Source organism: Prevotella mikamonis (genome assembly GCF_055381405.1).
Window position 1 is genome coordinate 1,690,972 of the sequence record NZ_AP035785.1, and the last position, 24,111, is coordinate 1,715,082.

Below are 24,111 nucleotides of genomic sequence, written 5' to 3' on the forward strand. Positions count from 1 at the left end.
ATGCCGAGCCTCCGTCTACTTCTCCGTCAAGAAACATTCCATCATGTCATTTTCTATCGTCTCGGCCGACGCGCCTACATAGCGACGTGCTATAGTGCCACGGTACAGATAGAAGATTTCATCGCACACATCGGTCAGCGAAGAAATGATGTGCGAAGAGAGAAGTACGATGCCGCCTTGCTGCCGGACATCCTTCATCCAGCGTTTCAAGAGCAATGTCCCAGGCATATCCATCCCATTGAAAGGCTCATCCAGGATATAGAAAGGATTGCGCTGTAGCATGAGTGCGAGCAAGGCCAACCGTTTCTGCATACCCAAGGAATAGCCTGTGGCAAACCGTTCAAGCGGCAATCTCAACTGCCTGTTGGCCTCGTCGATGTCAGCCCGACTCACCTTCAGCCCCTGAGCTTCCAAGCAAAACTCCACATATTCGTACCCTGTAACGTATGAATAATAGAAAGGAATGTCGGGCAAATATCCTATCGCGCCCTTATCACCGTCGACATTTACCGCCCCACCATATTTTTCAAGCCCCATCAAGCATCGGAAGAGCGTACTCTTGCCTGCACCATTCTCGCCCATGATACCATAGATTTTCCCGGTATCGAGTTTGAAGTCTATATCTTCCAATACAGGTTGCGAACCATATCTCTTGCTCAAATGCTCAACGATAACCATCTATCAAAATTTTAAGAGTTGACCATGAAAACTGACAAAGCAAGCAGGCCATCAACATCTGCATCAGTATCACCCAGGGAGAATATACCACCAGACAGCCCTGCGTGCCCAGCATCAGCATACCGATGCTCCACATCACGATATTTCCATGGCAGAGAATCCGCAAAAATCCCATCTGCACCACTAACAGCAATGCCACTATATAGATTTGAACGGGCAACAGCAAATCACGCAACTGGTCAGCCCCCAAGCAGAGCAGTAGCGCAAACGGCAACCAGACCATCAGCGTATTAACGGCAGCATGGCGCAGATAGTTTTTCAGAAACACCCCCACCGACGCATAGTTGCGCATATACAAGAGATTGACAGGCTCGCCAAACATCAGCGGATATACGAAACACAAACTTATCAACGTAGCTACCAGCGAAATACACAGATTGTCTTCTATCACCCCGACGACTGCCCCTGCCAGGAACACTGTCAGGAATATCGCCATCATTCGCAATCCTCGCTCATACTCCATACTGCCACGGGGAAACAGAGACACGGCCCTACCGCCCACATGTATACGCGATATGGGCAAAAAAGCCATGCACACACCCGCCAACGGTATGGCTACAGCCTCGGTCAGACAGGCCAGACTGCTCGCCACAAAGGGGACAGACAACGACAAATAGTCTATCGCGAAAAGCCTATACTCTCGATGGTGCGACACCAGCTGCAAAAAGTATCTGTCGCTACGCGCCACATGCACCGCCAAGACCAATGCTGCATAAATGCCCAGTCGACCATACGGCGACAAGAAACTCAACGCATAAAACAACACGCCGAGCAAGGCCAATACCACAAGGGTAAAGACATGCAGCTCGCGCACCATACGCAGGGCTACTTTCAGACGCAAGCCGATGTATCTTTTTATCATGGTTGTATCATGCCCTATAGGCTTTCGATTTCTGACACAGGGATGCCAGAAGCATCCATTCTTCATCCCTGTATCGGGGCAAAAGTACGAAATAATGATACACAACGCCTGCAATTCACATCATTTAACCACACGCCGGCTATCCACATGCCATCACGTCGCATTACTGCAGAGCCTCGGCAGCAATGCTGCAAAGGCCAAACAGCATTGCTGCAAAGCCCGAACAGTAACACTGCCGAGGCCTTGCAGTTTTTTGAGTTGATAAGTCTACGAGTTCTTTAGGGTTCGAGGTGACGGGCAGACGAGATACAATTTCATGGTTTTCCCCCTGACAGGCCCACCAAACGGCGGTTCTCGCCCAAGCGAGTTCCCGCTCTCATCATCATTTTTCTCGCCCTGCCCAATGAACTCCCCACTTTTTTTGTTCGTTTATCTCAATGCTTTTTAGTAACTTTGCCACAAATATACCTCTTTTATAAAAGGACAGTACAGCGTGAAATTCAGTGAAGTCATAGGACAGGGTGAAGCCAAGCAGCGGTTCGTGCAAATGGTTGAGGAACATCGTATTCCCCATGCCATGATGCTATGCGGACCTGGCGGATGCGGCAAGATGGCTCTGGCAATGGCCTTTGCATCTTATCTGCTGGGCGAACGCGACGACAACGGCAAGGGACTCCTGACCGACGAAGCTGCCACACTGAATGCCGAAGCCATGCTGAAGATATGGGAACATCCCGACCTACACTTCTCTTACCCCGTGATTCGCCCGTCGGGCACAGGCTCGGAGCATAAGATGGTGAGCGATGACTTCGCTTCCGAATGGCATGAGATGGTGATGCGAGGTCCTTACTTCACGATGGACCAATGGCTCACGCAGATGGACGCGGCCAACCAGCAGGCACAGATAGGGGCCGGAGAAAGCGACGCGCTGATACATAAGCTGAGCCTGAAATCGAGCCAGGACGGCTACAAGGTATGTATCATGTGGCTGCCCGAACGCATGAATGCGGAGTGTGCCAACAAACTGCTCAAACTACTGGAAGAACCACCTACGCAGACTGTATTCATACTAGTGTGCGAAGAGCCGGGCCTGCTCATTGATACCATTCGCAGCCGAGTGCAGCGTATCGACATACACCGCATAGAAGAGGGCGACATAGAACAGGCCCTGACGGAGCGGCGCGGACTGGAGAGCGACATCGCCCACCGCATAGCACGCATGGCCGGAGGCAGTTGGCACAAGGCATTGGAAACACTCGATGCCAACAACGAGAACGCCATGTTCTTCGATATGTTCGTGATGCTCATGCGACTGGCCTACATGCGCAACGTGAAAGACCTCAAGGCATGGAGCGAGGCCGTGGCATCGTATGGCCGGGAGAAGCAACGCCGACTGCTGGCTTACTCGCTGCGCATGGTCAGAGAGAGTTTCATGTACAACTTCAAGATACACGAACTCAACTACATGACACAGCCCGAAGAGGACTTTGCGAAGAATTTTGCACGCTTCATCAACGAAGCCAACATCATAGATATTACAGAATTAATAGAACGGGCACGCCGGGACATCGGACAAAATGCCAATGCGAAAATCGTATTCTTCGACTTCGCACTACAGATGATTGTGTTGCTCGTCAGAAAATAAAACCCACTATATACTACTTTATGGACTACAAAAATATGAAATTCAAGATATCCAGAGGATGTGACAGAGGCCTTAGCTGCCACGGATGTGGCCGCCAGGACAACCAGCTGAACACATACGACTGGCTCGCCGACGTACCCGGAAATGCAGAGAGTACCGACCTGGTAGAGGTGCAATTCAAGAATACGCGCAAAGGGTACTACCATAACGTCAACAACCTGCCGCTGAAGAAGGGCGACGTCGTGGCCGTAGAAGCCACACCGGGCCACGACATAGGCGTCGTAACACTGACAGGCCGACTGGTAACGCTCCAAATCAAGAAGGCAAATCTGAAATCTGCCGACGACATCAAGCGTATCTACCGCATCGCCAAGCCTGTGGATATGGAGAAATATCAGGAAGCCAAGGAGCGCGAACACGACACCATGATACAGAGCAGGCAGATAGCCAAGAGCCTGGGACTACAGATGAAGATTGGCGACGTGGAGTATCAGGGCGACGGAAACAAGGCCATCTTCTACTATATTGCCGACGAGCGCGTAGACTTCAGACAGCTTATCAAGGTGCTGGCCGACACATTCCACGTGCGTATCGAGATGAAGCAGATTGGTACGAGGCAGGAAGCAGGGCGCATCGGAGGCACAGGACCATGCGGACGCGAACTTTGCTGCGCCACATGGCTGAAGAACTTTGTGAGCGTGAGTACCAATGCGGCACGCTATCAGGATATCTCGCTAAACCCACAGAAGCTGGCCGGCATGTGCGCCAAGCTGAAATGCTGTATGAACTATGAGGTAGACACCTACATGGAAGCAGGCAGGAAGATGCCGAGCAAGGAGGTAATGCTACAGACGCAAGACAGCGACTACTACTTCTTCAAGCAAGACATACTGGCCGGGCAAGTGACCTACTCTACCGACAAGCGCATGCCTATGAATCTGGAAACTATCTCGGCACAGCGGGCACGCGACGTTATCGAGATGAACAAGCGTGGCGAGAAGCCCCTGTCGCTCCTGGAAGACGACAAACAGAAGCAGCCTGAAAGGCCGAAAGACCTCTTGGAAGGTGGCGATTTGAGTCGTTTCGACCGCAGCAAGAAGAAGCGTAGCAACAAATCGGGCAACAGACCCAGACCACAAGCCAAGGAGGGCGAACAGCGTAATGGCGAAAACCGTGGGGGCAGAAACGGGCATCACCGTAACAATCACGGAAACAGGAACAACGGCCAAAACCGTGATGGCAGACCTCAACAGCCACCACAGGGCAGACAACCAGAGACAGCCATACCGACAAAGGAATGAGAAGACTCCTCGCGACCATAGCCGTGGCAGCCACGCTTTTGTCGGCTTGTACCGGGAACAAGGTGTATGACAGGTATGAGCATACACCTATTGCCGGTTGGGAGAAAAACGACACACTGAAATATCAGGTTCCACCAATGGAACGTCCAGGCCTGTACCAAGCCGAATTGGGCTTGCGCATCAACGGGGCATATCCCTTTATGGGCCTGACACTGATTGTAGACCAGACCCGTTATCCCGATGGCAGCGTAAAATCGGATACGCTCAACTGCGAACTGATAGACCATCGGGGCAACAGCAAAGGTCGTGGATTGAGCTATTATCAGTACAACTTCAAAGTTGCGAAAATGTACTTGCATGCCGGCGACAGTCTGTCTGTCAGTGTGCGCCACGATATGAAACGTGAAATTCTGCCGGGCATCAGCGATGTCGGTATCATGCTTTACAGATAAAGAAACAGCAATTACGATGATAACAAGAGCGTGTCTGCCTATGGACAACGCTCTTCTGTTGCACGCCATGCTAAAACCCGGTATTTCAGCTGCATCTATCTGCGAATCAATCATTTACTATATATGCCTCTATTATATAAAACACATCTACACAGCATCCTGCTCTTGCTCTGCATGATGACGTGTAGCCCTGTGCAAGCCGATAGCAAGAAGCTCTCATGCGACGAAATCAAAGAGTATAATGTCTATAGCTATACGCTGCGAAAGCCGGAACGCGCATACGCTATCATACAGGAATTGAAACGGGCAGGCAAAACTCCAGCGTTCGACATGCACCGCATCGAGGGAGATTACTATTTCAACCGAAGCTACTATTTTCAGGCCTTATTCTATTATAAACGGATGCTCAGCACCCATGAGACAAGTCGGGATATAGAGAAACAGACAGAGACTTATCGTAGACTGATACCCTGTTACAAAGAACTGCACAACTTTATATCCATGAAATATTATGCCGAACAGCTGCTCGAATGCAGCCGGAAAGCCGACGATATTCAAATGGAAGCAACTGCACTTTTTGCCATAGGCGAGGCTACCCATGCGTATGGGAAACGCAAAGAAGCCTACAAGCACATGTGGAGTGCCATAGAAACACTGAAACAAGACGGACTGGCAGAGAATTACGACCTAGCTTATTACTTCTATATCACGATTGCGGAATACCAACAACGGGACAGATTGCCCCGCCAAGCATCTCATACACTCGATTTAATCAGAAAAGAATTCAACCATGCAATCTATCCTAACGGGTCTGGGCTAGAGGTATTGACGAGCATGCGATTAAAAGACATCTATGCACATCGCACTGTCCTGGCCTGGATGCAAGGTAAAACCACAGAAAGCCAAGCGTGGTACGAGATGTTCAAAACCGTGGGCAACGACTCTTGCTACAACTACCAGGACCTGCACCCTTACCTAGCTGCCAACAACAAGCAAGCCGATATAGAGCATTATGTCGATGTGCGCAAGGCATATCTGAAATCCATTCAAGACACTTTGGGCAAGGATTATATTGCCATTAGCCAAATGCTTATCACCGCATACATCAACAAAGGAGAATACCAGAAGGCTAATGCCCTGCTTCAACAGGTGAACAAGACCTACGACCAAAAGAACAACATGGAACGCCGGGCCATGATGCAAGAGTTGTCTTCTACCAATCAACTGTACGAACAGAAGATGGACATGAAGCGTCTGCAAGTATATTGCATGCTCGGCATAGTGGTATCACTCATTGCATTTATTGCCTTTTACCTGTGGTGGACCATCCGTACGCGTAGAATCATGGTCACGAAAAATCGCAGGATGGCTGCAACCATCAACGAACTGATAAAATATAAAGACCTCAATGCCAAACAGGAGAGACTTATCAGCACTACTGCCATTCCCTCAACGACACCAAAGGATAAGAATGAGATACTATATAATAAGGTGAAAGCCTACCTTGCGCAGCCCGATGTATTTACACGTTCAAGCCTCAACAGGGAGGAACTGCTGGAACGCTTCAATATTCCCAAAAATCTGTTTTCATCTCTCTTCACCCAATATGAGGGCATAAGCTATACGCAATATCTCACTAACATACGTCTGGAACATGCCGTACACATGCTCAAGGAATATCCCCAATACAGTATTGACTATGTAGCAGAGCAGTCTGGCATGTCTGTTCCAACCCTTTATCGTCTGTTTTCACAGAAATACGGCATGACTCCTGCTGAGTACAGAGAGAATTCGGGACATGAAATTGAGAGTTGCCCTAACGATAGTAATTGACAAATTGAGAAGCAAGAACACCCTAAAACAGGATTGTAAGACGATAGAGAACGACTCTTTAAGAACCGCCTAATACCATATAAAACAACTACTTCGACTCTTTGATAAAACTACTGACGGTATGAAATGAAATCTGCCATGCCATCAGTGTAATTTTGACAACGTATTCTTGAAGCAAGATACATACCTATCCATACATTAAAAGTGGATAGTGGGGTTACGTATGCCTGTATTTAAGATTATCCACTTGAAAACAGAGTAAACTTATATATATTAAAATATGAAGAAGAAAGAATATCAAAGAGTCTGGCTCAAGGTCATAAAGTTGGAAACAGAGCGTTTCCTCTGTACCTCTGGAAATATCGAACGACGCTCATTGGAAGAAGACACATCGGAAGAAGACGATTGGACATAGGAATAACGAGTAAACAGCAAGAATAAACAAGCATGAATTCAAGCATGAACACAAAGAATATAAAGATAGTATTAGCGTTTTTGGGAGGTTTGGCAGCATCGGCATGTACTACCGATGACACCATAGAGAACAGAAAAGAAACCTCAAAGAAATTTGAAATAGAACTCAGCGTAGCTCTTCAACAATCGGCAGACGGTAAAAAGAGTGCATCGAGAGTTGTAACATCAGAAGATACCAAAGAGGGATTAAAGACTGAATGGAAATCGGGAGACCAAATCAAAGTTGCCTACTATGTGGACAGAACTATGAAACTGGCCACCATGACAGCCAAGGAAGTAAAGGCACAAAAAGCACTTTTTAAGGGCAATGTGGAAACATCTATGGATGCAGAAGCCTTTAAAAAAAGTAAACTTTATGCTGTGAACGACTCGGAGACCGATAAGATTACTACTGAAATTACGACAGACAACAAGTTAAAAGTCAATGTAGATTTTGATGGACAAGATGGGTCGGCGACCAATATCAGCAAATATAATCTGCTGTTTGCAGAGGGAACAGCCGACAAAACACTTGAATTCAAGCACCAAACATCGGTATTGAAACTTACTTTCACTACCGATAAACTCAACGAAAAGCCAACAAGCATCGACGAACTAAAATTCACTTATACGGCAAAGGAGTCTACAATCAACAGTCTGTTTGCAGACAAAGCAACCCTTATAGCGACCGATTCGAAGGATGTTACATACAATGGCATAACATTCTTCAAGCTCTCCAATCTTGCTTCGAAGTTCGCCAACAACAAGACAACTCACTATATTGCCATACCGGCAAATGCCAGTTTGACAGGCGAGCTAGCCGTACAAATCAAATGTGACGGCCATAAGACGTATCGTAAAACGGGTAAAATGACTGCCAAGACTTTCTTGGGGAATAAGGTCGTGGGCAAAGTGTATGCGCTGAAAGAGGAAAATCGTGTACCCAATATCACCGATTATCTATATAGTGATGGCTCATGGGGACCATTGGTATACGACCATTCCAAAGTTCCTGTAGCTGTGGTTTTCAGCAACCATACGACAGAAAGCGACCGTAAAAAAGGATTTACCCATGGTTATGCCATTGCTCTGAAAGATGCCAGATGGCCTACTCCCTGGGCTACGGAAATCAAGGATTATCCTGAAAGCCCTAACATCTTCGAGTATCCCAGCACCTTCGCATCACAAACATTGATGCAGAACCTCGAAGGATATGCCATTAACAAAGCATTATACGAAAACCATTTGAAGAATAAGGATGCCGCTATTGCCCACGCAATAGAGTATGGAACAGAGAATTGGAGATACAATTTTAGTGAGGTATGCCTAGTACCTGCACCGAAACACACCAGCGGATGGTTTTTACCGACTATGGGACAATGGTATATGCTGTTCACAAACTTGGCCGAACTTAATCCCAACGAAATTAAGACACAGATAGGGGTAGATAATAAGCCTACCAGCTTTTACTGGCAATTCAGCTCATCTGAAGAGAAAGAAAAGGCACTCAAGAAATTCGAAGAATTCTTCTCATGGGATCAGCTGTATAACAATGGTATTCTCTATCAATATCATTATGAACACAGAATTCCATATACCGGCTTCTATCTTCCCACAGCTAACCAGATAGACTGGTATCTTTGGGCAGCCGACGAAGCTAAAGATGGAGGCCAATATGGATGTGCTGTCAAAATTACTCCAACAACTATCGAGTTTACATATATACCCAAAAACAATGGCTCAATAGAGAACAACGGCTATGCTGCACGCGCTATCATAGCCTTCTAACTGCCAAAAAGCAACTTATTCATACATACAGTCATATTTATACACTCAAGCCCTGGCAGTAATATTACTTGCCAGGGCCATTCTTTTGACTGGGCTAATAGGGATGGAAGAGTTATACAGCCTTAGCTGCGTACCAAGTTGCGACCGGCATCTATCCTCAGAAATATGAATAGCAAGAGCGTAAAGCCCCACAACGACGAACCGCCATAGCTGAAAAACGGCAGCGGAATACCGATAACAGGAGTCAGTCCGAGTACCATTCCCACATTGATAAAGACATGGAACAGGAAGATACTCAACACGCAATAGCCATAGATACGCCCAAACTTGAAGGGCTGCCGTTCGGCAAGCTTAATCAATCGCAGTATCAAAGCCAAAAACAGGAGCAATACACCGGCCGAACCTACGAATCCCTCTTCCTCGCCTACCGTGCAAAAGATGAAGTCTGTATCTTGTTCGGGAACGAATTTCAGCTTGGTCTGCGTACCGTTTAGGAATCCTTTACCGCGCAATCCTCCCGACCCGATGGCTATCTCGCTTTGATGTACATTGTATCCTGCACCAGACAAATCCTCATCCAGTCCCAACAATACGTTGATACGCACCCGCTGGTGTGGCTCCATCACATTGTTCAGCACGTAGTCGGCCGAATAGAAGAAGACGATAGAGCCCACGGCAAAAGCCATGATAAAGAAGTAAGATGGGAAGCGCGTGCGCAGCCACATATATAGTAAATAGAGTATTAGAGCCATCGAAATGATGAGTTGCACCCACACGATGTCGAAAGGTATCACATACTCGGAGAACAAGAAGACGACAAGTGTCGTACCAAGACAACCGAGCAGGATATACTGGAACTGTTTTTTCTCGCGGCAATAGATATTGACCATGAAAGCCGTGCATATCTGTACCAGCAGCAATACAGCAAACTTACCGATAGACGTAGGCGTACCAAGAAGCATTACATTTTCGAACTTGATGCCAACCACGAAATAAACAACCATGGCAACGCCTGTAAACAGCACACTACCTGGCATTCCCTCGCGATAGAACATGAGAAAGAAGGAGAGATAGACCAATGCCGAACCGGTCTCACGCTGCCCGATAATGAAGAGCATCGGGAGCAAGACGACACCGCAGGCAGCTGCAAAATGCTTCCACTGATGGATGTTGAAGCCGTAGGTACTCATGAGTTTAGACACAGCTAGAGCCGTGGCAAACTTCGCAAACTCAGCCGGTTGCAATCGCAAAGGACCTAACACGAGCCACGACCGCGACCCCTTTATCTGATGGGGATTAAAGATGGTAACGAACAAGAGCAGCAATAAGGCTGCATAGATGACGTAGGAGAACGTATCGTAGACACGGTCGTCCATCATCAGCAACACGAATCCAAGCACAATGGAAGTAGCTATCCAGACGATTTGCATACCCGAACGGCTGTCCATACTGAAGATATTGTTGTCGCCATAGGTGTAGCTCGCACCGCAGACACTCACCCATCCAAAGATGAGCAAGGCTATATAGATGCCGATAGTCCACCAGTCGAGTGAACGCAACACGCTAGGTTGTCTATCTATTCCTTGAGCCATAAGCAATTCTACGTCTTTGGAAGTCGGTGGCTTTCTTCTCCGAAGCTTCCGAGAGTTTACCTTTAATATATTGTTCCATCATCAGTGAGCCGATAGGCACACCGTAATCAGCACCGAAACCACCATTCTCCACATACACCGCAATGGCAATCTTGGGGTTATCCATCGGTGCAAATCCCATGAAGACAGAGTGGTCTTGCCCACGATTCTGGGCCGTACCGGTCTTACCACAAACCAGATAGTCGGCCCGATTGGCAGCTTTACACGTTCCCTTGATGACAGATGAGCGCATACCTGCGACCACATAGTCATACGCCCGACGATTGGCTTTGGTGTAATGACGGCGCGTGTACAAGGTATCCAAGGGTTCACCCTTCACCTTCCTCACCACATGAGGAACGTAATAATAACCACGATTGGCAATGGTAGCCCCCAAATTGGCTATCTGGAGCGGCGTCAGGTTCACCTCACCTTGTCCGATGGAGATACTTATAACGGTGAGTCCGTTCCACGAGCCATGATAGGCATTATCGTAGAATGACGCGTTGGGTATCAGCCCTCGCTTCTCTCCCGGCAAGTCGATGCCTAGCTTATAGCCGAATCCCATACTCACCATATAGTCACGCCACAGGTTCATGGCCTCCTGCACACTCTTATACTTCGACCGATTGCCCATCATATAGTACAATCCCCAGCAGAAATAGGCATTACACGAAGTGCTCAAAGCCTCCACCAGACTTAATGGCGAAGAGTGACCGTGGCATCCTACGTGCAGTCCCCGATAGTTAAACCCATGATGGCAAGACAACATCGTACTCGGACTGAGAATACCCTCAGTCAGATAAGTGAGTGCCTGGGTGGTCTTGAATGTCGAACCAGGAGGGTATTGTCCCATGATAGAGCGGTTAAGCAGGGGTTTCCAGACATTGGCAGACAGCACCCTGTGATACTTGCCACGCTTTCTTCCCACGAGCAAACGAGGATCGTAGGTAGGTGAAGAGACCATACACAGCACCTCGCCGGTAGACGGTTCAATGGCCACAATACTTCCTATCTTGCCTTGCAACAACCGTTCGCCCAGAGCCTGAAGTTTCAAATCGATGCTCAGCGTAAGGTCTTTGCCAGCCACCGGACGCTGATCGTACTTCCCATTCTGATATTTTCCCTGAATCCTGCCATGCGCATCGCGCAACAGTACCTGCACTCCTTTCACTCCACGGAGCTGCTGTTCGTACGAACGCTCAATTCCCAGCTTGCCAATATAGTCGCCTGCCTGGTAGTAATCGTCCTTCTCCAAATCACCCTCATTCACCTCACCGACATCTCCCAGCACATGGGCCGCATAAGGATATTGATATTGCCGGATGCTGCGCTTCTGCACATAGAAACCGGGAAAACGGAAAATCTTCTCTTGAAAAACACTGAATTCGCGGTCGGAGAGCTGACTCAGAAAGAGCTGTTGGGTAAATCTGGAATAACCGGGATTCTTATTCCTGTCTTTGATATCCTCCATCCGCTTGACGAAGAACTCCTTGGTAATGCCCAAGGCATCGCAAAACTCGGTGGTATCTATCTTGCCGCGAGCCTCATTCTCTACCACCATGATATCATAGGCAGGCTGATTATAGACCATCAACTTGCCATGTCGGTCGGTAATGATACCGCGCGACGGGTATTCTATCTTCTTCAGAAAGGCATTACTATCGGCATTTTTCTTGAAGTCGTCGCTCAATAACTGGAGCGTGAACAAACGAATAATGTAGATGACCACAATGGTGATGGCCACCCCGGCAATTACAGTTTGTCGTTTTTCAAGATCGTAATCCTTCACTAAATTGTTCGAAATAAGAATGTATTTATTTCTTTCTCAAATTCTCCAACACCAATACCAGAATGACCGTCAGGACGGTACTACCGGCAATCGTGGCCAGCCAAAGCTGCCAATTAAAGAAGTTGAAAGCCTCTAGAGAGAAGAACACCAGGCAGTAAATCGTCACCGAGATTATGGTATAGTAAACGAATTTCGCCGTACCCAGTGTTGCGAAAGAGGGAGCCAAGGATTCATCCATATCACGCTGGACGAACATTGACAGCAGATAAGGCTGCAAAAGTCCCAGAAGTGTCATCGAAGCCATCGTCACACCGGGTGTATCCGAGAACACATCTATGCACAGTCCCATCAGGAAACACTGCAACAGAATGGCCCATTTGGCATATCCCCGGCGAAACAGCAACACCATATAGACATAAGGAAGCGGCGTGGCAAAACCGAAAAGATGGACATGATTGAGCACAAGAACCTGTGCCAACAGCAGCAGCACAAATACAAATATGCCCTTCAACAAACTTACATTCATCTCTCTATCATCTCCTTTCTATCAATTATTCTTCTCTATGAGAGAGTCTTTTGCAGCTCGCATCACATCAAGACGCTCGTTCACCGCAGCATTATCAATCACACAGACATCTCGCAGATTTCCGAAATCGGTCGACAGGATAACCTTCAGACGATAGGAAAGACCATCGGCCGAATTGTAGACGTGGCGAATTTTCCCCACCAAGATACCCGGTGGAAAGACAGAAGAATATCCACTTGTCACCACTTCTTCAAACAATTTGAAGTGTGCATGGCGTGGAATATCGTCCACATTGGCCATATTGGCAACACCACCTGTCCAATGCAGATAGCCAAAATACCCGCGATTCTTAATGGTACAACTGATATTCGAACGCGAATTGAGTACCGGAATGACAATGGAGTAATGGGCCGACGTCATATAAACGATGCCCACCACACCTGTTCCACACACCACGCCCATGTCCTTACGCACTCCATCGGCCGAACCTCGGTCGATAGTCATGAGGTTATCGGGCTTGTCGAGCGAGTTGCTCACCACCTTGGCCGGTATCAACCGGAAGCCTTGAAGGGCTGGCAACTTCGCTATATGCAGGTAAGCAGAGTCCTGCGTCTGCTTGGCCAACTGTTCCGACAGCTGCCTGACCTGCTGTTCCAATACCAGATTACGGTTCGTCAGTGCCTGATTCACCTTTGTCAAAGCGAAGAAAGACTCCACCTCCGAACTTGCCTCATACACCTTACCCGACACGGCATTGGCAGACGAGAACCATACACTGCCTTGATAACTGTTAAACTGAAACAGCAGCACAAAACTCACTACCTCCAGTAACACGAAAAGAAACCAGTGGTTGTTCTTGGCCAGAAAGTTCAATAGGTTGCGCATGTGATGAAAGGCGGTCTCAGGAAAAGTTTACCAACGACGCCCCTATCGCATAAGGAAAGAGAAGCGGTCTACATTCTTCAACGCAATACCGGCTCCCTTGGCAACACTGTGCAATGGGTCTTCTGCAATATGGAACGGAATATTGATTTTATCTGTCAGTCGCTTGTCGAGTCCGCGGAGCAATGCACCTCCACCACTCAGATAGATACCGTTCTTCACGATGTCGGCATAGAGTTCGGGCGGAGTATTCTCCAAGGCCGAGAGCACTGCGTTTTCTATCTTCGCCACCGTCTTGTCGAGACAGTGCGCAATCTCCTGATAGCACACAGGCACTTCCATCGGCAGCGCCGTAATACGGTTAGGACCATGCACGATGAAGTCTTCAGGCGCTTCGTCGCCAAGGTCTGTAAGGGCAGAACCCACATGTATCTTGATACGCTCGGCCATACGCTCACTCACCTTCACATTGTGCTGGCGGCTCATGTATTCCTGAATGTCGGCCGTAAGGTCGTCACCGGCAGTGCGGATAGAGTTGTTCGACACGATACCGCCCAGCGAAATCACAGCAATCTCAGTGCTTCCGCCACCTATATCGACAATCATGTTGCCTTCCGGTGCTTCCACGTCAATACCGATACCGATAGCAGCAGCCATCGGCTCGAATATCAGATAGACATCGCGACCATCGGCATGCTCCGCACTGTCGCGCACTGCACGCAGCTCTACTTCAGTAGATCCCGACGGAACACCGATGACCATGCGCAGCGACGGAGAGAACAGCCGGCTGCCGGTATGCACCATTTTGATGAGTCCACGCATCATCTGCTCGCAAGCAGTGAAGTCGGCTATCACGCCATCGCGCAACGGGCGGATGGTACGAATATTGTCGTGCGTCTTCTCATACATCATTTTTGCCTTCCCACCCACAGCAATCATCTTGTCGGTGCGACGGTCCAAAGCTACTACCGAAGGTTCATCGACCACAATCTTATCATCGCTGATGATGATAGTATTGGCCGTACCCAGGTCCATAGCAATTTCTTGTATAAACGAAAAAAATCCCATTAGATAGTGTCTCGGATTTATATTTTACATGTATTTACTTACTAAACCAGGCGTGGATGGCTGTATCGTAGTGGCTACTTACGCCGAATGCACGCTCAGCCAGCATCTTGCGGTCTTCAATGTCGGTCTGAGTACCCTTCTTATTCAGGATATCCAGCAACACACCATATTCTGCCTTGCTGGGCACAATCACCACATCCTTGAAGTTTTTCGCACCGGCACGAATCAGGGAGATGCCACCAATATCTATCTTCTCGATGATATCGGCATCAGAAGCGCCACTGGCTACAGTCTGTTCAAAGGGATAGAGATCTACGATAACCAGGTCGATAGCAGGGATTTCGTACTCCTGCATCTGTTCCAAGTCACCTGTATTCTCACGGCGAGCAAGAATTCCGCCAAACACTTTCGGGTGCAATGTCTTCACACGTCCGCCCAAGATAGAAGGATAGGTAGTCACGCTCTCTACAGCTTGGCATTCATATCCCAATGACTCGATAAACTTCTGCGTTCCTCCTGTAGACAGGAATTTCACACCTTCTGCATTCAGTTTGGCCAGCAGTTCGTCCAAACCGTCCTTATGGAAGACCGAAACCAACGCGGTCTTCAGCACCCTTGTCTCTGCCATATCTATTTATTCATTATAATGATGAGAATGCAAAGTTACGAAAAACATTGATAGATGTGTACGAAAACATCGAAAAATTAAGTTTTTTATATTAAGGTGTAACGACAAAGGCGACCCTGTATCAGAATCGCCTTTATTATCTTTCGGAGCTTCAAGCTCCCTGCTTCTCACGCCTCGACCGCAAGCGCTCGCTATCCCAAGTATTTCATCAGGATGCGGGCATACCCGCTGTCACGCAATTTCGCAATACTCTTCTCACGAATCTGGCGCACGCGCTCACGTGTCAGTCCGAGCTGATCGCCGATTTCCTCCAGACCTTTCTCGTGGCATGCAATACCGAAACACTCGCGGATAATCGTTATCTCGCGGTCTTTCAGCACTTTCTTCAGCACCGACTCCAATTCCAATGCCATAGACTCATGGTCCACCTGGCGGTCGGTACGGCTGTCATCGCCCGAAGCCATCACGTCTACCATGCTGTTGTCTTCGCCATCCTGGAACGGCGCATCAATGCTCACATGGTGACTGTCGGCCATCAAGCTCTGGTCTATCTTTTCTTCTTCTATCTTCGTCACACTCGCCAGTTCTGACAAAGAAGGCTTGCGCTGATTTTCCTGCTCAAACTTATTGATTTCGCGGTTAATCTTGTTCAGCGAACCTACCTGGTTCAACGGCAGGCGCACGATACGGCTTTGCTCGGCGATAGCCTGCAAAATGCTCTGGCGAATCCACCACACGGCGTAAGATATAAACTTAAATCCGCGCGTCTCATCAAACTTTTCGGCAGCCTTTACCAGTCCGATATTACCCTCATCGATAAGGTCGGTCAGCGAAAGTCCCTGATGCTGATATTGCTTGGCAACAGAAACCACGAAACGCAAGTTAGCCGTAACCAGCTTTTCCTTAGCCCGCTCACCTTCGCGCCCACCTTTCTTGATTTTCTGTGCCAGCTCTATTTCTTCGTCGATGGAAATCAATGGGGCACGCCCAATCTCTACGAGGTATTTATCTAATGCCTCACTCGAACGGTTGGTAATACTTTTTTGTATCTTTAGTTGTCTCATTCCCTTTACCTTAAATCTAACTCTCTGATTTTCAAAATAATGTCCACACCCCTTTATAAAAGGCATGCAAAGGTAGCAAAATTCAGAACATAAAGCAAGCAATGTTTGCATTATTTATCAGAAATATATTTATTTAACACTATCATCATTTTTTCATAGCCACCCAACCACATTTTACCCGCCAGGCTGCAAGGCCTTAGCAGTGCTGCTGCAAAGCCCAAACAGCAATGCTGCCAAGGCCAGACAGCAACGCTGCCGAGCCTTTGCAGTTTTTTTAGTTGACAAGTAGACGAGGGGGGAAGTTTAGAGACAAGAGGTAAAAAGCAAGAGGCAAGAGGTGAGATACAGGGAAACTGCCATACAAAAAAGGCAAGAAAAAGAGCGCTACAAGATATTCTATCTTATTTTTTATACCTAACTTTGCATAGACAAAGGGTGCATCCTGAGAGCGCTATGGAGACGAAGCCTACCCAGACTCCACATCAGGAAGTCCTCGGTTACACCTGCATGGCATGATAACGAATGATAAATACACGGATATGAAGAAGTTATTGATTACCCTGACCCTATGCCTGGCGGCCCTCACCTGCATGGCCGGAAAGCACTACACCGTCATTGTTTCGCTCGACGGATTCCGTTGGGACTATCCCGAATGGTACGACACGCCCAATCTTGACACCATCGCAGCCAAGGGAGTAACGTCGGGGCTGATTCCTTCTTTCCCCTCAAAGACTTTCCCCAACCACTATACGCTTGCCACAGGGCTATACCCCGACCATCACGGACTCGTACACAATACGTTCTTCGACACAGCTTCCAACAGCTTTTTCTCGCTGGCCAACATGGCCACCAAGCTCGACCCGCGATTCTACGGCGGCGAACCTATCTGGGTAACTGCGCGCCGACAGGGCGTCAAGACGAGCGTATTCTACTGGCCGGGATCCGACGTGAAGGTGAAGGGCATGTATCCCGACCGCTATCTGGTATACGACAAAGAACCCCGACTCACCTTCGAGAAGCGTGTAGAAAGCGTGCTCAACGAATTGCGCAAGCCTGAGAACGAGCGCCCGCAGCTCATCATGACCTACTTCGAGCAGCCCGATGCCCACGGCCACCACTTTGGTCCGCAGAGCAAACTGACGCGACAAGTAGTCATGCAGACCGACACACTCATGGGCCGGATATACCGTGGCATCCAGCAACTGCCTTTCGCAGCCGACGTCAATTTCATCGTGGTTTCCGACCACGGCATGACTTGGGTAGACGAAGGGCATCAGGTGGCACTCAAACCCCATCTCAAGCCGTCGTGGATTAAGAGCATCCAAGGCAATGTGCCCGCCATGATTTATGCACACGAGGGCTGTGCCGACTCCATCTACCAGGCACTTCGCCACATCGACCACGCCCGCGTATGGAAACGCAGCGACGTACCGGCCTACCTACATTACGGCACGAATCCGCGTATCGGCGACGTTGTGGTCTGCCCCGATGCCGGCTATCTGGCACAAGACTCGCCTGTAAAAGGCGGTGGCACACACGGTTTCGACCCGACAGTGCAAGATATGCACGCCCTGTTCCGCGCCGTCGGACCAGACTTTCCACATACCACGCTCCCCCACTTCTGCAATGTAGACGTCTATCCGCTGCTGTGCAAGTTGCTCGGTATCATCCCCGCACCCAACGACGGCACTGTTCCGGCCGGACTATAACCTCATCAACAACACAAAGAAGACAACAACTATGCTGAATATATTCAAAGAACTGAAACGCCAAGACCATCCGAGAATCCTCGGCGGACTGGACATTTTAAAATACATCGGACCGGGACTGCTCGTCACCGTGGGCTTCATCGATCCCGGAAACTGGGCAAGCAACTTTGCCGCCGGTTCTGAGTTCGGCTACGCCTTGCTATGGGTGGTCACCCTATCTACCATCATGCTCATCGCCTTGCAGCACAATGTGGCCCACCTGGGTATCGTCACCGGACTCTGCCTGAGCGAGGCTGCCGAGAAATATACGCCTAAATGGATAGGCCGCCCCATCATCGCCAGTGCCGTACTGGCCAGCATCAGTACCTCTATGGCAGAAATATTAGGCTCGGCCATAGCCCTGCAAATGCTCTTCGGAATACCCATCGTGTGGGGCTCTATCCTCACTGTGGCAGCCGTACTCATCATGCTTTTCACCAATTCATATCGCCACATGGAGCGTGCCATCATCGGTTTCGTCTCGATGATTGGACTGTCTTTCATCTATGAAATATTCCTCATAGACATCGACTGGCCCGCAGCTACTACCGGATGGGTAGTACCCAGCGTACCCGAAGGGAGTCTGCTCATCATCATGAGCGTACTGGGAGCCGTGGTCATGCCCCACAATCTGTTCCTCCATTCAGAGGTGATACAGAGCCGACAAATCCACACCAAGGGCAAGGCCGACATAGAGAAAACACTGAAATACGAACTGTTCGATACCTTATTCTCAATGATTGTAGGCTGGGCCATCAACAGTGCCATGATACTACTGGCTGCCGCCACTTTCTACAACCGCGGTATCCACGTAGAAGAACTGTCGCAAGCCCAGTCGCTGCTCACCCCACTATTGGGCAACAACGCTGGAAACATCTTTGCCATAGCCTTGCTACTGGCCGGAATCTCCAGCACCATCACCAGTGGAATGGCTGCCGGAAGTATCTTTGCCGGCATGTTCGGCGAGTCGTACAACGCCCAGGACACCCACTCCATCGTGGGCATCTGTATATCGCTGGGCCTGTCGCTGCTCATCATCTTCTTCATCTCCGACCCATTCCAGGGACTCATCTACTCACAGATGCTGCTGAGCGTCCAGCTCCCTCTCACCGTATTCCTGCAAGTAAGCCTCACCTCTTCCAAACGCGTCATGGGTTGCTATGCCAACAAACCGTGGAATTCGGCTTTCCTCTATACCCTCGCCGCCCTCGTCACCATATTGAATATATGGCTGCTGATAGAGAGTATATAGACCTCCCATGCCATTTTTCCATGAGAATTGTCCGAACTGCGAAAAGAATGTCATTGCAGTTAACGGAACAAAGATTCTTGTTTAACGAATGTATATTTGCCCGTCACGAAGTGAAACGAATGTTAATTTTGAACAAAAACACCATTTTATATCACGCATGATATAATTGTTTTATCTATCTTTGCACCAGTAGAAGCAAACAAGACCGCTCGGAGATTTATACAGAGATTTCACTATGAATCAAAGAGTTTGGGCAAGACATATATTTAATAAAGGAAAAGGATGGATAAGAAAACAATATACGACTTCAGCGTCAAAGACAAAAAAGGCAACGATGTAAGCCTTTCGCAATACAAAGGCAAAGTAATCTTGGTTGTAAACACAGCCAGCAAATGTGGCCTTACCCCACAATTCGAGGGACTGGAAACCTTATGGAAAGAGCTAAAGGATAGCGGTTTACAAATAATTGGATTCCCTTGCAACCAATTTGCCAACCAAGATTCGGGCAGCGACGACCAGATACAAGAGTTCTGCTCTCTGAACTATGGTGTCACCTTCCCTATCATGAAGAAGATAAAGGTAAACGGAGACGAGGCAGACCCACTGTACAAATGGTTGAAGAGTCAGAAGAGAGGCTTCCTGACAAGTGCGATCAAATGGAATTTCACCAAGTTTCTTATCAACAAGCATGGCGAAGTGGTAAGCAGATTTTCACCGACTACGCCACCAGCCAAGCTCAGGCGTTATATCGTCAATGAACTAAATAAGGGATAGAAACATGAATGATGATGCACTCTTACTGGACAATCAATTCTGCTTCCGGTTCTATACGGTGTCGCGATTGATTACCAAGCATTACCAGCCGTTCCTCTCCAAACTGGGGATAACCTATCCGCAATACCTGGTCTTGATGGTGCTTTGGGAACAAGACAACCAACCTGTCAATGATATAGCCAAGCGATTGTATCTGGAAACCAACACGGTTACCCCCATCTTACAACGAATGGAGAAGCAGAAAATAGTGGTACGCAAGCGGGACAAGGAAGACCAACGCAAGGTGATTATATCACTTACAGCACATGGTATAGAGCTGAAAGAACAGGCAAGGACTATACCGACAGCTATGGCCAATAAGGTGTCTACAGGAATCAACCAATTCTTCATAGACAACAATGCCGAAGCCAAAAGGGTGTTAGACCAGATGATAGACGAATTAAAAGAAACTATATAATATAACTTTTTAAAGAATACGATTATGACAAAGAATGAAGCTATTGCAAAATTAGCAGAATTGGCAGCAGTGTGGTACGGCAACTCTAAGCAGCATGCAGTATTTGCAGCTTACAACAAGTTTAATGGCTACAACAAACTGGCAGAGAAATTTGCAGAAGAAGCCAGCGAGGAATTCGCAGAAGCCAACGAGGCCATGAACCGCCTGATAGAGTTGGGATGCCAGCCTACAGACTTGGCTACAGCAATCAAGACTGTTGAATTCGACTTTTCGGCAGACCCAAAAGAACAGCTGGAGCTGGATCTCAAATACGGTACAGACGATTCGGCTATACAGGAGCTTTCTTTGCTGAGCCAGGCTTTCGCTGATGACTATATCACACAGGAGCTGATTCAGAAATGGATTAAGGGCGAAAAGGAGCATATAGACTGGAATCGCCAGCATCGACAGCTCATTGAGAAAGTGGGATACGACAACTATCTGCTCGAAATGCTGTAAGACAGGAGTAGGTCTATACCTATTATTCAACAATATACGACCGTTGCCAAGGAGTCCTATCTGCTCTTTGGCAATGGTTTTTAGTTATTATCGCCCATCTACAACAGCACCTATAAAGAAAATCTCTATAAATAGGCAAATCGAGATGATAAAAACAAAACATCCACCGTATGCACACCATTACAATGATACTAGCCCTATTAGCTGCCACAGAACAGATGTTCATCATGTATCTGGAAACCTTTGCCACCCATTCGCAACACACTGCCAAGGTTTTCGGAATCGAACCGGACAAGATGAGAGACAAGCACGTCTCAACATTGTTTAAAAATCAAGGCATCTACAACGGTCTCATCGCCGTGCTACTGCTCATTGCGATACTGACCGGCGACATTTTATGGACGAGACTCATATTAGGCTACATCGTCCTCGTAGCTGCCTACGGTGCTGTTTCGAGCAATCCCGCCATTCTCTTCAAGCAAGGTGGACTAGCCATCCTGGCCCTTGCTTGCAGCTACATATTCTCTTAAAGCACATTCCTCGCGAGAAATAACCTGCATTGTGACGTCACTTATCGTAGTAATAAGGACCGCGCAAGCCATATCCCATGATTTTATTGTTCTCTCGTCCCCATTGTTCAAAATCGGGATGTCCTGACTTTTGCCAAGCTATATAATTCTGAATAATCTCCAAATCACACAGATAATCGCTCTCCCATCTACGTTTACGCTCTTCTGACTGCAAAGCATCTATATGTACACGAATATCCGCCATCAATACCAAATCATCTTGCGGATTGCCAATATAGAAATCAGGCAAATGATGCAGAGAATACCAAATGGCATCAGCATACTTCTCTAACAACGCCTCACGGCACAAATCGTCCTCAGGATTCAACCGAGGAGCTTGCTGTAAGTGTTCCTCGCTCTTAAAATACCGCCCATACCAAGCATAAAGTTGAGCATTACGCGGCTCCAACCGACACCATTCTTCCAGCGTAGGCTTTAACAAGCGCATAGTCAAAGGGTATGAAGAAAGAAGAAAATCATCATCCGGAACTTCAAAATACAAGGAAAAACAAAAGCCGACAAACTCTCTCTTCTTGTCTGCCGACAAACTCTCCGCCACATTTAGAAACACATCCAAATGCTTCAAGGCCTCTTTACGCAATCCTCGCACCCTATAGTCGTAATAAGCAGCATATTCACACCAATCGGCATGATGATTTACTTTTTCTGCCAACACTGATAAAACGTTTTCCCCTTTGTTAGTCATAAAGTGCCGTATTTCTATACTATCCGGCAAAGATAGGGAAGAAATCCGAGAACGAGAAAAGAAAATTCTTGATAAACATTGATTATATCAATTATTCTTATTATCTTGCACCCGATTCTGTCATATACCCACATTGACAAGTAGACACTACATAAGCAATTTAACAACATACAATAAGAAAATCATTATTAAAATTAGAGATTATGAAACATTACATTTTTGTAGTCATCGCCATGATGGCAATGCTCGTAGCAGGTACACCCGCCGCTTCGGCACAGACAGTTTACATCGCAACAAGCAGTGGGGCTGTGGCTTACCACAAAGACAGGAGTTGCGGATATCTACGAAATGCCAACGAAGTGAAGGCTGTCTCCAAGTCGGAAGCCGAAAACATGGGACGCCATGCGTGTTCAGCTTGCTATGGGACAGGTGCTGCCAAGGCAACGACTCCCAAGAAAGTTGCCACCAGAAAAAGAGTCGTAAAGGAAGAGCAAGCAGAGAAAGCCACGACAACGAAACGAGTGGCTGCCAAAAAAGCAACCAAAAAGGTGAAAGAAGTTGCAGAAGACGCTACCGAAACAAAGGCTAAGAAAGCTACAACAGCCAAGAAGACTACTGCCAAAAAGGCGAAGAAAGAAGTAGAAAAAGAGACTGCCACGACTAAAGTGAAGAAGCCTAGAGCCAAGAAAGCTGACACCGAAAAGGCAGAGAAAACAATAAAAAAGACTAAGAAAGAGACTAAGAAGAAAGCCACAACTAAAAAGGAGAGTAAGAAGACTACCACCAAAAAGACTTCAAAGACAAAAGAAGCTGCATAAGAGCAGCCCTATCAAAGAGCACTTTGCACAGACCGACACAAGATGAGTTTTCGGACAAAGTGCTCACCAGGCAGCCAAATGGAGATGACGAGAACGACAAAAATCACTTTGGGCTTATGTGGAATTGACGCAACTTACATCATTCTCACACTGCTGACACCGGTAAGGCTCATTGGAAATGCCCACGAATGGATGTGGCAGATAACCCCCAGCCTGTTTATATTTCTCTTTTTCCGCATTGCCTACACGGAATGGAGACAGAGGAAAGATGCCGTCATCGGTTGTCTCATGACGGGGGCGACCATCGTACTGCCATTTGCCCTGTTATTACTGTTGCTGCAACTCTATCTCACGAACGCACCAAATGACGAGATTCTCTACAGCAGCAACAAATATCGGGTTGTCATCAACTCAGGAGCTTTCGTCACCAACAGCGACTTCTTCCGAATAGAAAAGGTATATTGGCCGTTTGTCTATATCATCAAAGAAGGGTACTATGACGACGAATTAAGAAAGCTAGACAATCCGGAACGCATAGAACGCTTTCTGCGAGAAAATCCCTAACAGCGCGCGTAAAAAAGAAGAAGGTGTGGCAAAAATTTGATTGCCACACCTTTTTCCGACAC

24 protein-coding genes are annotated in these 24,111 nt (G+C 47.7%); 14 read left to right on the forward strand and 10 right to left on the reverse strand.

Going from position 1 to position 24,111, the window contains the following annotated elements:
* Positions 1–15: 15 nt before the first annotated feature.
* On the reverse strand, positions 16–678 hold the full coding sequence (locus tag ACZ42L_RS07195; protein WP_464715680.1) for an ABC transporter ATP-binding protein: 663 nt from the start codon (positions 676–678) through the stop codon (positions 16–18).
* Entirely contained in the window at positions 665–1,600 is a 936-nt protein-coding gene (locus tag ACZ42L_RS07200; RefSeq protein ID WP_464715681.1) for a hypothetical protein, read from the reverse strand. Before ACZ42L_RS07200 ends, ACZ42L_RS07195 begins: the two co-directional genes overlap by 14 nt.
* 493 nt (positions 1,601–2,093) lie before the next feature.
* On the opposite strand from ACZ42L_RS07200, the gene ACZ42L_RS07205 reads away from it, so the two are divergent.
* From ACZ42L_RS07205 to ACZ42L_RS07230, 6 genes are all read left to right on the forward strand, one after another.
* A complete protein-coding gene (locus ACZ42L_RS07205) occupies positions 2,094–3,245 on the forward strand; it encodes a DNA polymerase III subunit (RefSeq protein WP_464705618.1) in 1,152 nt (383 codons plus the stop codon).
* A 20-nt stretch (positions 3,246–3,265) separates the two neighbouring features.
* A complete protein-coding gene (locus ACZ42L_RS07210; protein ID WP_464715682.1) occupies positions 3,266–4,546 on the forward strand; it encodes a PSP1 domain-containing protein in 1,281 nt (426 codons plus the stop codon).
* Complete coding sequence (locus ACZ42L_RS07215) at positions 4,543–4,998, forward strand: gliding motility lipoprotein GldH (RefSeq protein ID WP_464715683.1); 456 nt, start codon at positions 4,543–4,545, stop codon at positions 4,996–4,998. The genes ACZ42L_RS07210 and ACZ42L_RS07215 overlap by 4 nt, the downstream gene beginning before the upstream one ends.
* Before the next feature lie 123 nt (positions 4,999–5,121).
* Positions 5,122–6,831 carry a helix-turn-helix domain-containing protein gene (locus ACZ42L_RS07220; protein WP_464715684.1) on the forward strand — a complete coding sequence of 570 codons (1,710 nt, stop codon included), beginning with the start codon at positions 5,122–5,124 and terminating at the stop codon, positions 6,829–6,831.
* Positions 6,832–7,111: 280 nt separating this feature from the next.
* Complete coding sequence (locus ACZ42L_RS07225) at positions 7,112–7,246, forward strand: hypothetical protein (RefSeq protein ID WP_464697763.1); 135 nt, start codon at positions 7,112–7,114, stop codon at positions 7,244–7,246.
* A 44-nt stretch (positions 7,247–7,290) separates the two neighbouring features.
* Positions 7,291–9,072, forward strand: coding sequence for a hypothetical protein (locus ACZ42L_RS07230; RefSeq protein ID WP_464715685.1), 1,782 nt, complete (start codon positions 7,291–7,293; stop codon positions 9,070–9,072).
* 122 nt (positions 9,073–9,194) lie between these two features.
* On the opposite strand, the gene rodA is transcribed toward ACZ42L_RS07230, so the two are convergent.
* From rodA to ACZ42L_RS07265, 7 genes are all read right to left on the reverse strand, one after another.
* The gene (rodA, locus tag ACZ42L_RS07235; protein WP_464697767.1) at positions 9,195–10,664 is read right to left on the reverse strand and encodes a rod shape-determining protein RodA; all 1,470 of its coding nucleotides are present in this window, start codon (positions 10,662–10,664) and stop codon (positions 9,195–9,197) included.
* Positions 10,645–12,495 carry a penicillin-binding protein 2 gene (gene mrdA / locus ACZ42L_RS07240; protein WP_464702156.1) on the reverse strand — a complete coding sequence of 617 codons (1,851 nt, stop codon included), beginning with the start codon at positions 12,493–12,495 and terminating at the stop codon, positions 10,645–10,647. Before mrdA ends, rodA begins: the two co-directional genes overlap by 20 nt.
* A 25-nt stretch (positions 12,496–12,520) precedes the next feature.
* Positions 12,521–13,021 carry a rod shape-determining protein MreD gene (gene mreD / locus ACZ42L_RS07245; protein ID WP_464715686.1) on the reverse strand — a complete coding sequence of 167 codons (501 nt, stop codon included), beginning with the start codon at positions 13,019–13,021 and terminating at the stop codon, positions 12,521–12,523.
* Positions 13,022–13,042: 21 nt separating this feature from the next.
* Entirely contained in the window at positions 13,043–13,906 is an 864-nt protein-coding gene (mreC, locus tag ACZ42L_RS07250) for a rod shape-determining protein MreC (RefSeq protein WP_464705625.1), read from the reverse strand.
* Between the two features lie 42 nt (positions 13,907–13,948).
* Positions 13,949–14,971 carry a rod shape-determining protein gene (locus ACZ42L_RS07255; protein ID WP_464697773.1) on the reverse strand — a complete coding sequence of 341 codons (1,023 nt, stop codon included), beginning with the start codon at positions 14,969–14,971 and terminating at the stop codon, positions 13,949–13,951.
* Positions 14,972–15,005: 34 nt separating this feature from the next.
* Positions 15,006–15,599, reverse strand: coding sequence for an IMP cyclohydrolase (locus tag ACZ42L_RS07260; protein ID WP_464715687.1), 594 nt, complete (start codon positions 15,597–15,599; stop codon positions 15,006–15,008).
* Between the two features lie 191 nt (positions 15,600–15,790).
* Positions 15,791–16,663, reverse strand: coding sequence for a sigma-70 family RNA polymerase sigma factor (locus tag ACZ42L_RS07265; protein ID WP_036898386.1), 873 nt, complete (start codon positions 16,661–16,663; stop codon positions 15,791–15,793).
* A 539-nt stretch (positions 16,664–17,202) separates the two neighbouring features.
* On the opposite strand from ACZ42L_RS07265, the gene ACZ42L_RS07270 reads away from it, so the two are divergent.
* The 6 genes from ACZ42L_RS07270 (at position 17,203) to ACZ42L_RS07295 (ending at position 21,922) form a co-directional block, all read left to right on the forward strand.
* Positions 17,203–18,372: an alkaline phosphatase family protein gene (locus ACZ42L_RS07270; RefSeq protein ID WP_464715688.1), complete on the forward strand. Its 1,170-nt coding sequence runs from the start codon at positions 17,203–17,205 to the stop codon at positions 18,370–18,372.
* A 31-nt stretch (positions 18,373–18,403) separates the two neighbouring features.
* Entirely contained in the window at positions 18,404–19,663 is a 1,260-nt protein-coding gene (locus ACZ42L_RS07275; protein ID WP_464715689.1) for an Nramp family divalent metal transporter, read from the forward strand.
* A gap of 282 nt (positions 19,664–19,945) precedes the next feature.
* A complete protein-coding gene (locus ACZ42L_RS07280) occupies positions 19,946–20,437 on the forward strand; it encodes a glutathione peroxidase (protein ID WP_464715690.1) in 492 nt (163 codons plus the stop codon).
* A gap of 4 nt (positions 20,438–20,441) precedes the next feature.
* On the forward strand, positions 20,442–20,894 hold the full coding sequence (locus tag ACZ42L_RS07285) for a MarR family winged helix-turn-helix transcriptional regulator (protein ID WP_464715691.1): 453 nt from the start codon (positions 20,442–20,444) through the stop codon (positions 20,892–20,894).
* Between the two features lie 24 nt (positions 20,895–20,918).
* Positions 20,919–21,392: a ferritin-like domain-containing protein gene (locus ACZ42L_RS07290; protein WP_464715692.1), complete on the forward strand. Its 474-nt coding sequence runs from the start codon at positions 20,919–20,921 to the stop codon at positions 21,390–21,392.
* Between the two features lie 185 nt (positions 21,393–21,577).
* Entirely contained in the window at positions 21,578–21,922 is a 345-nt protein-coding gene (locus tag ACZ42L_RS07295; RefSeq protein ID WP_464705628.1) for a DUF1304 domain-containing protein, read from the forward strand.
* 37 nt (positions 21,923–21,959) lie between these two features.
* Here ACZ42L_RS07295 and ACZ42L_RS07300 read toward each other — a convergent pair whose 3' ends face one another.
* Positions 21,960–22,667: a hypothetical protein gene (locus ACZ42L_RS07300; RefSeq protein WP_464715693.1), complete on the reverse strand. Its 708-nt coding sequence runs from the start codon at positions 22,665–22,667 to the stop codon at positions 21,960–21,962.
* A gap of 203 nt (positions 22,668–22,870) precedes the next feature.
* Here ACZ42L_RS07300 and ACZ42L_RS07305 point away from each other — a divergent pair, with 203 nt between their 5' ends.
* Positions 22,871–23,485: a hypothetical protein gene (locus tag ACZ42L_RS07305; RefSeq protein WP_464715694.1), complete on the forward strand. Its 615-nt coding sequence runs from the start codon at positions 22,871–22,873 to the stop codon at positions 23,483–23,485.
* Positions 23,486–23,569: 84 nt separating this feature from the next.
* Positions 23,570–24,049, forward strand: a complete 480-nt coding sequence (locus ACZ42L_RS07310; protein WP_464702168.1) for a hypothetical protein — start codon at positions 23,570–23,572, stop codon at positions 24,047–24,049.
* The last annotated feature ends 62 nt before the right edge of the window (positions 24,050–24,111 follow it).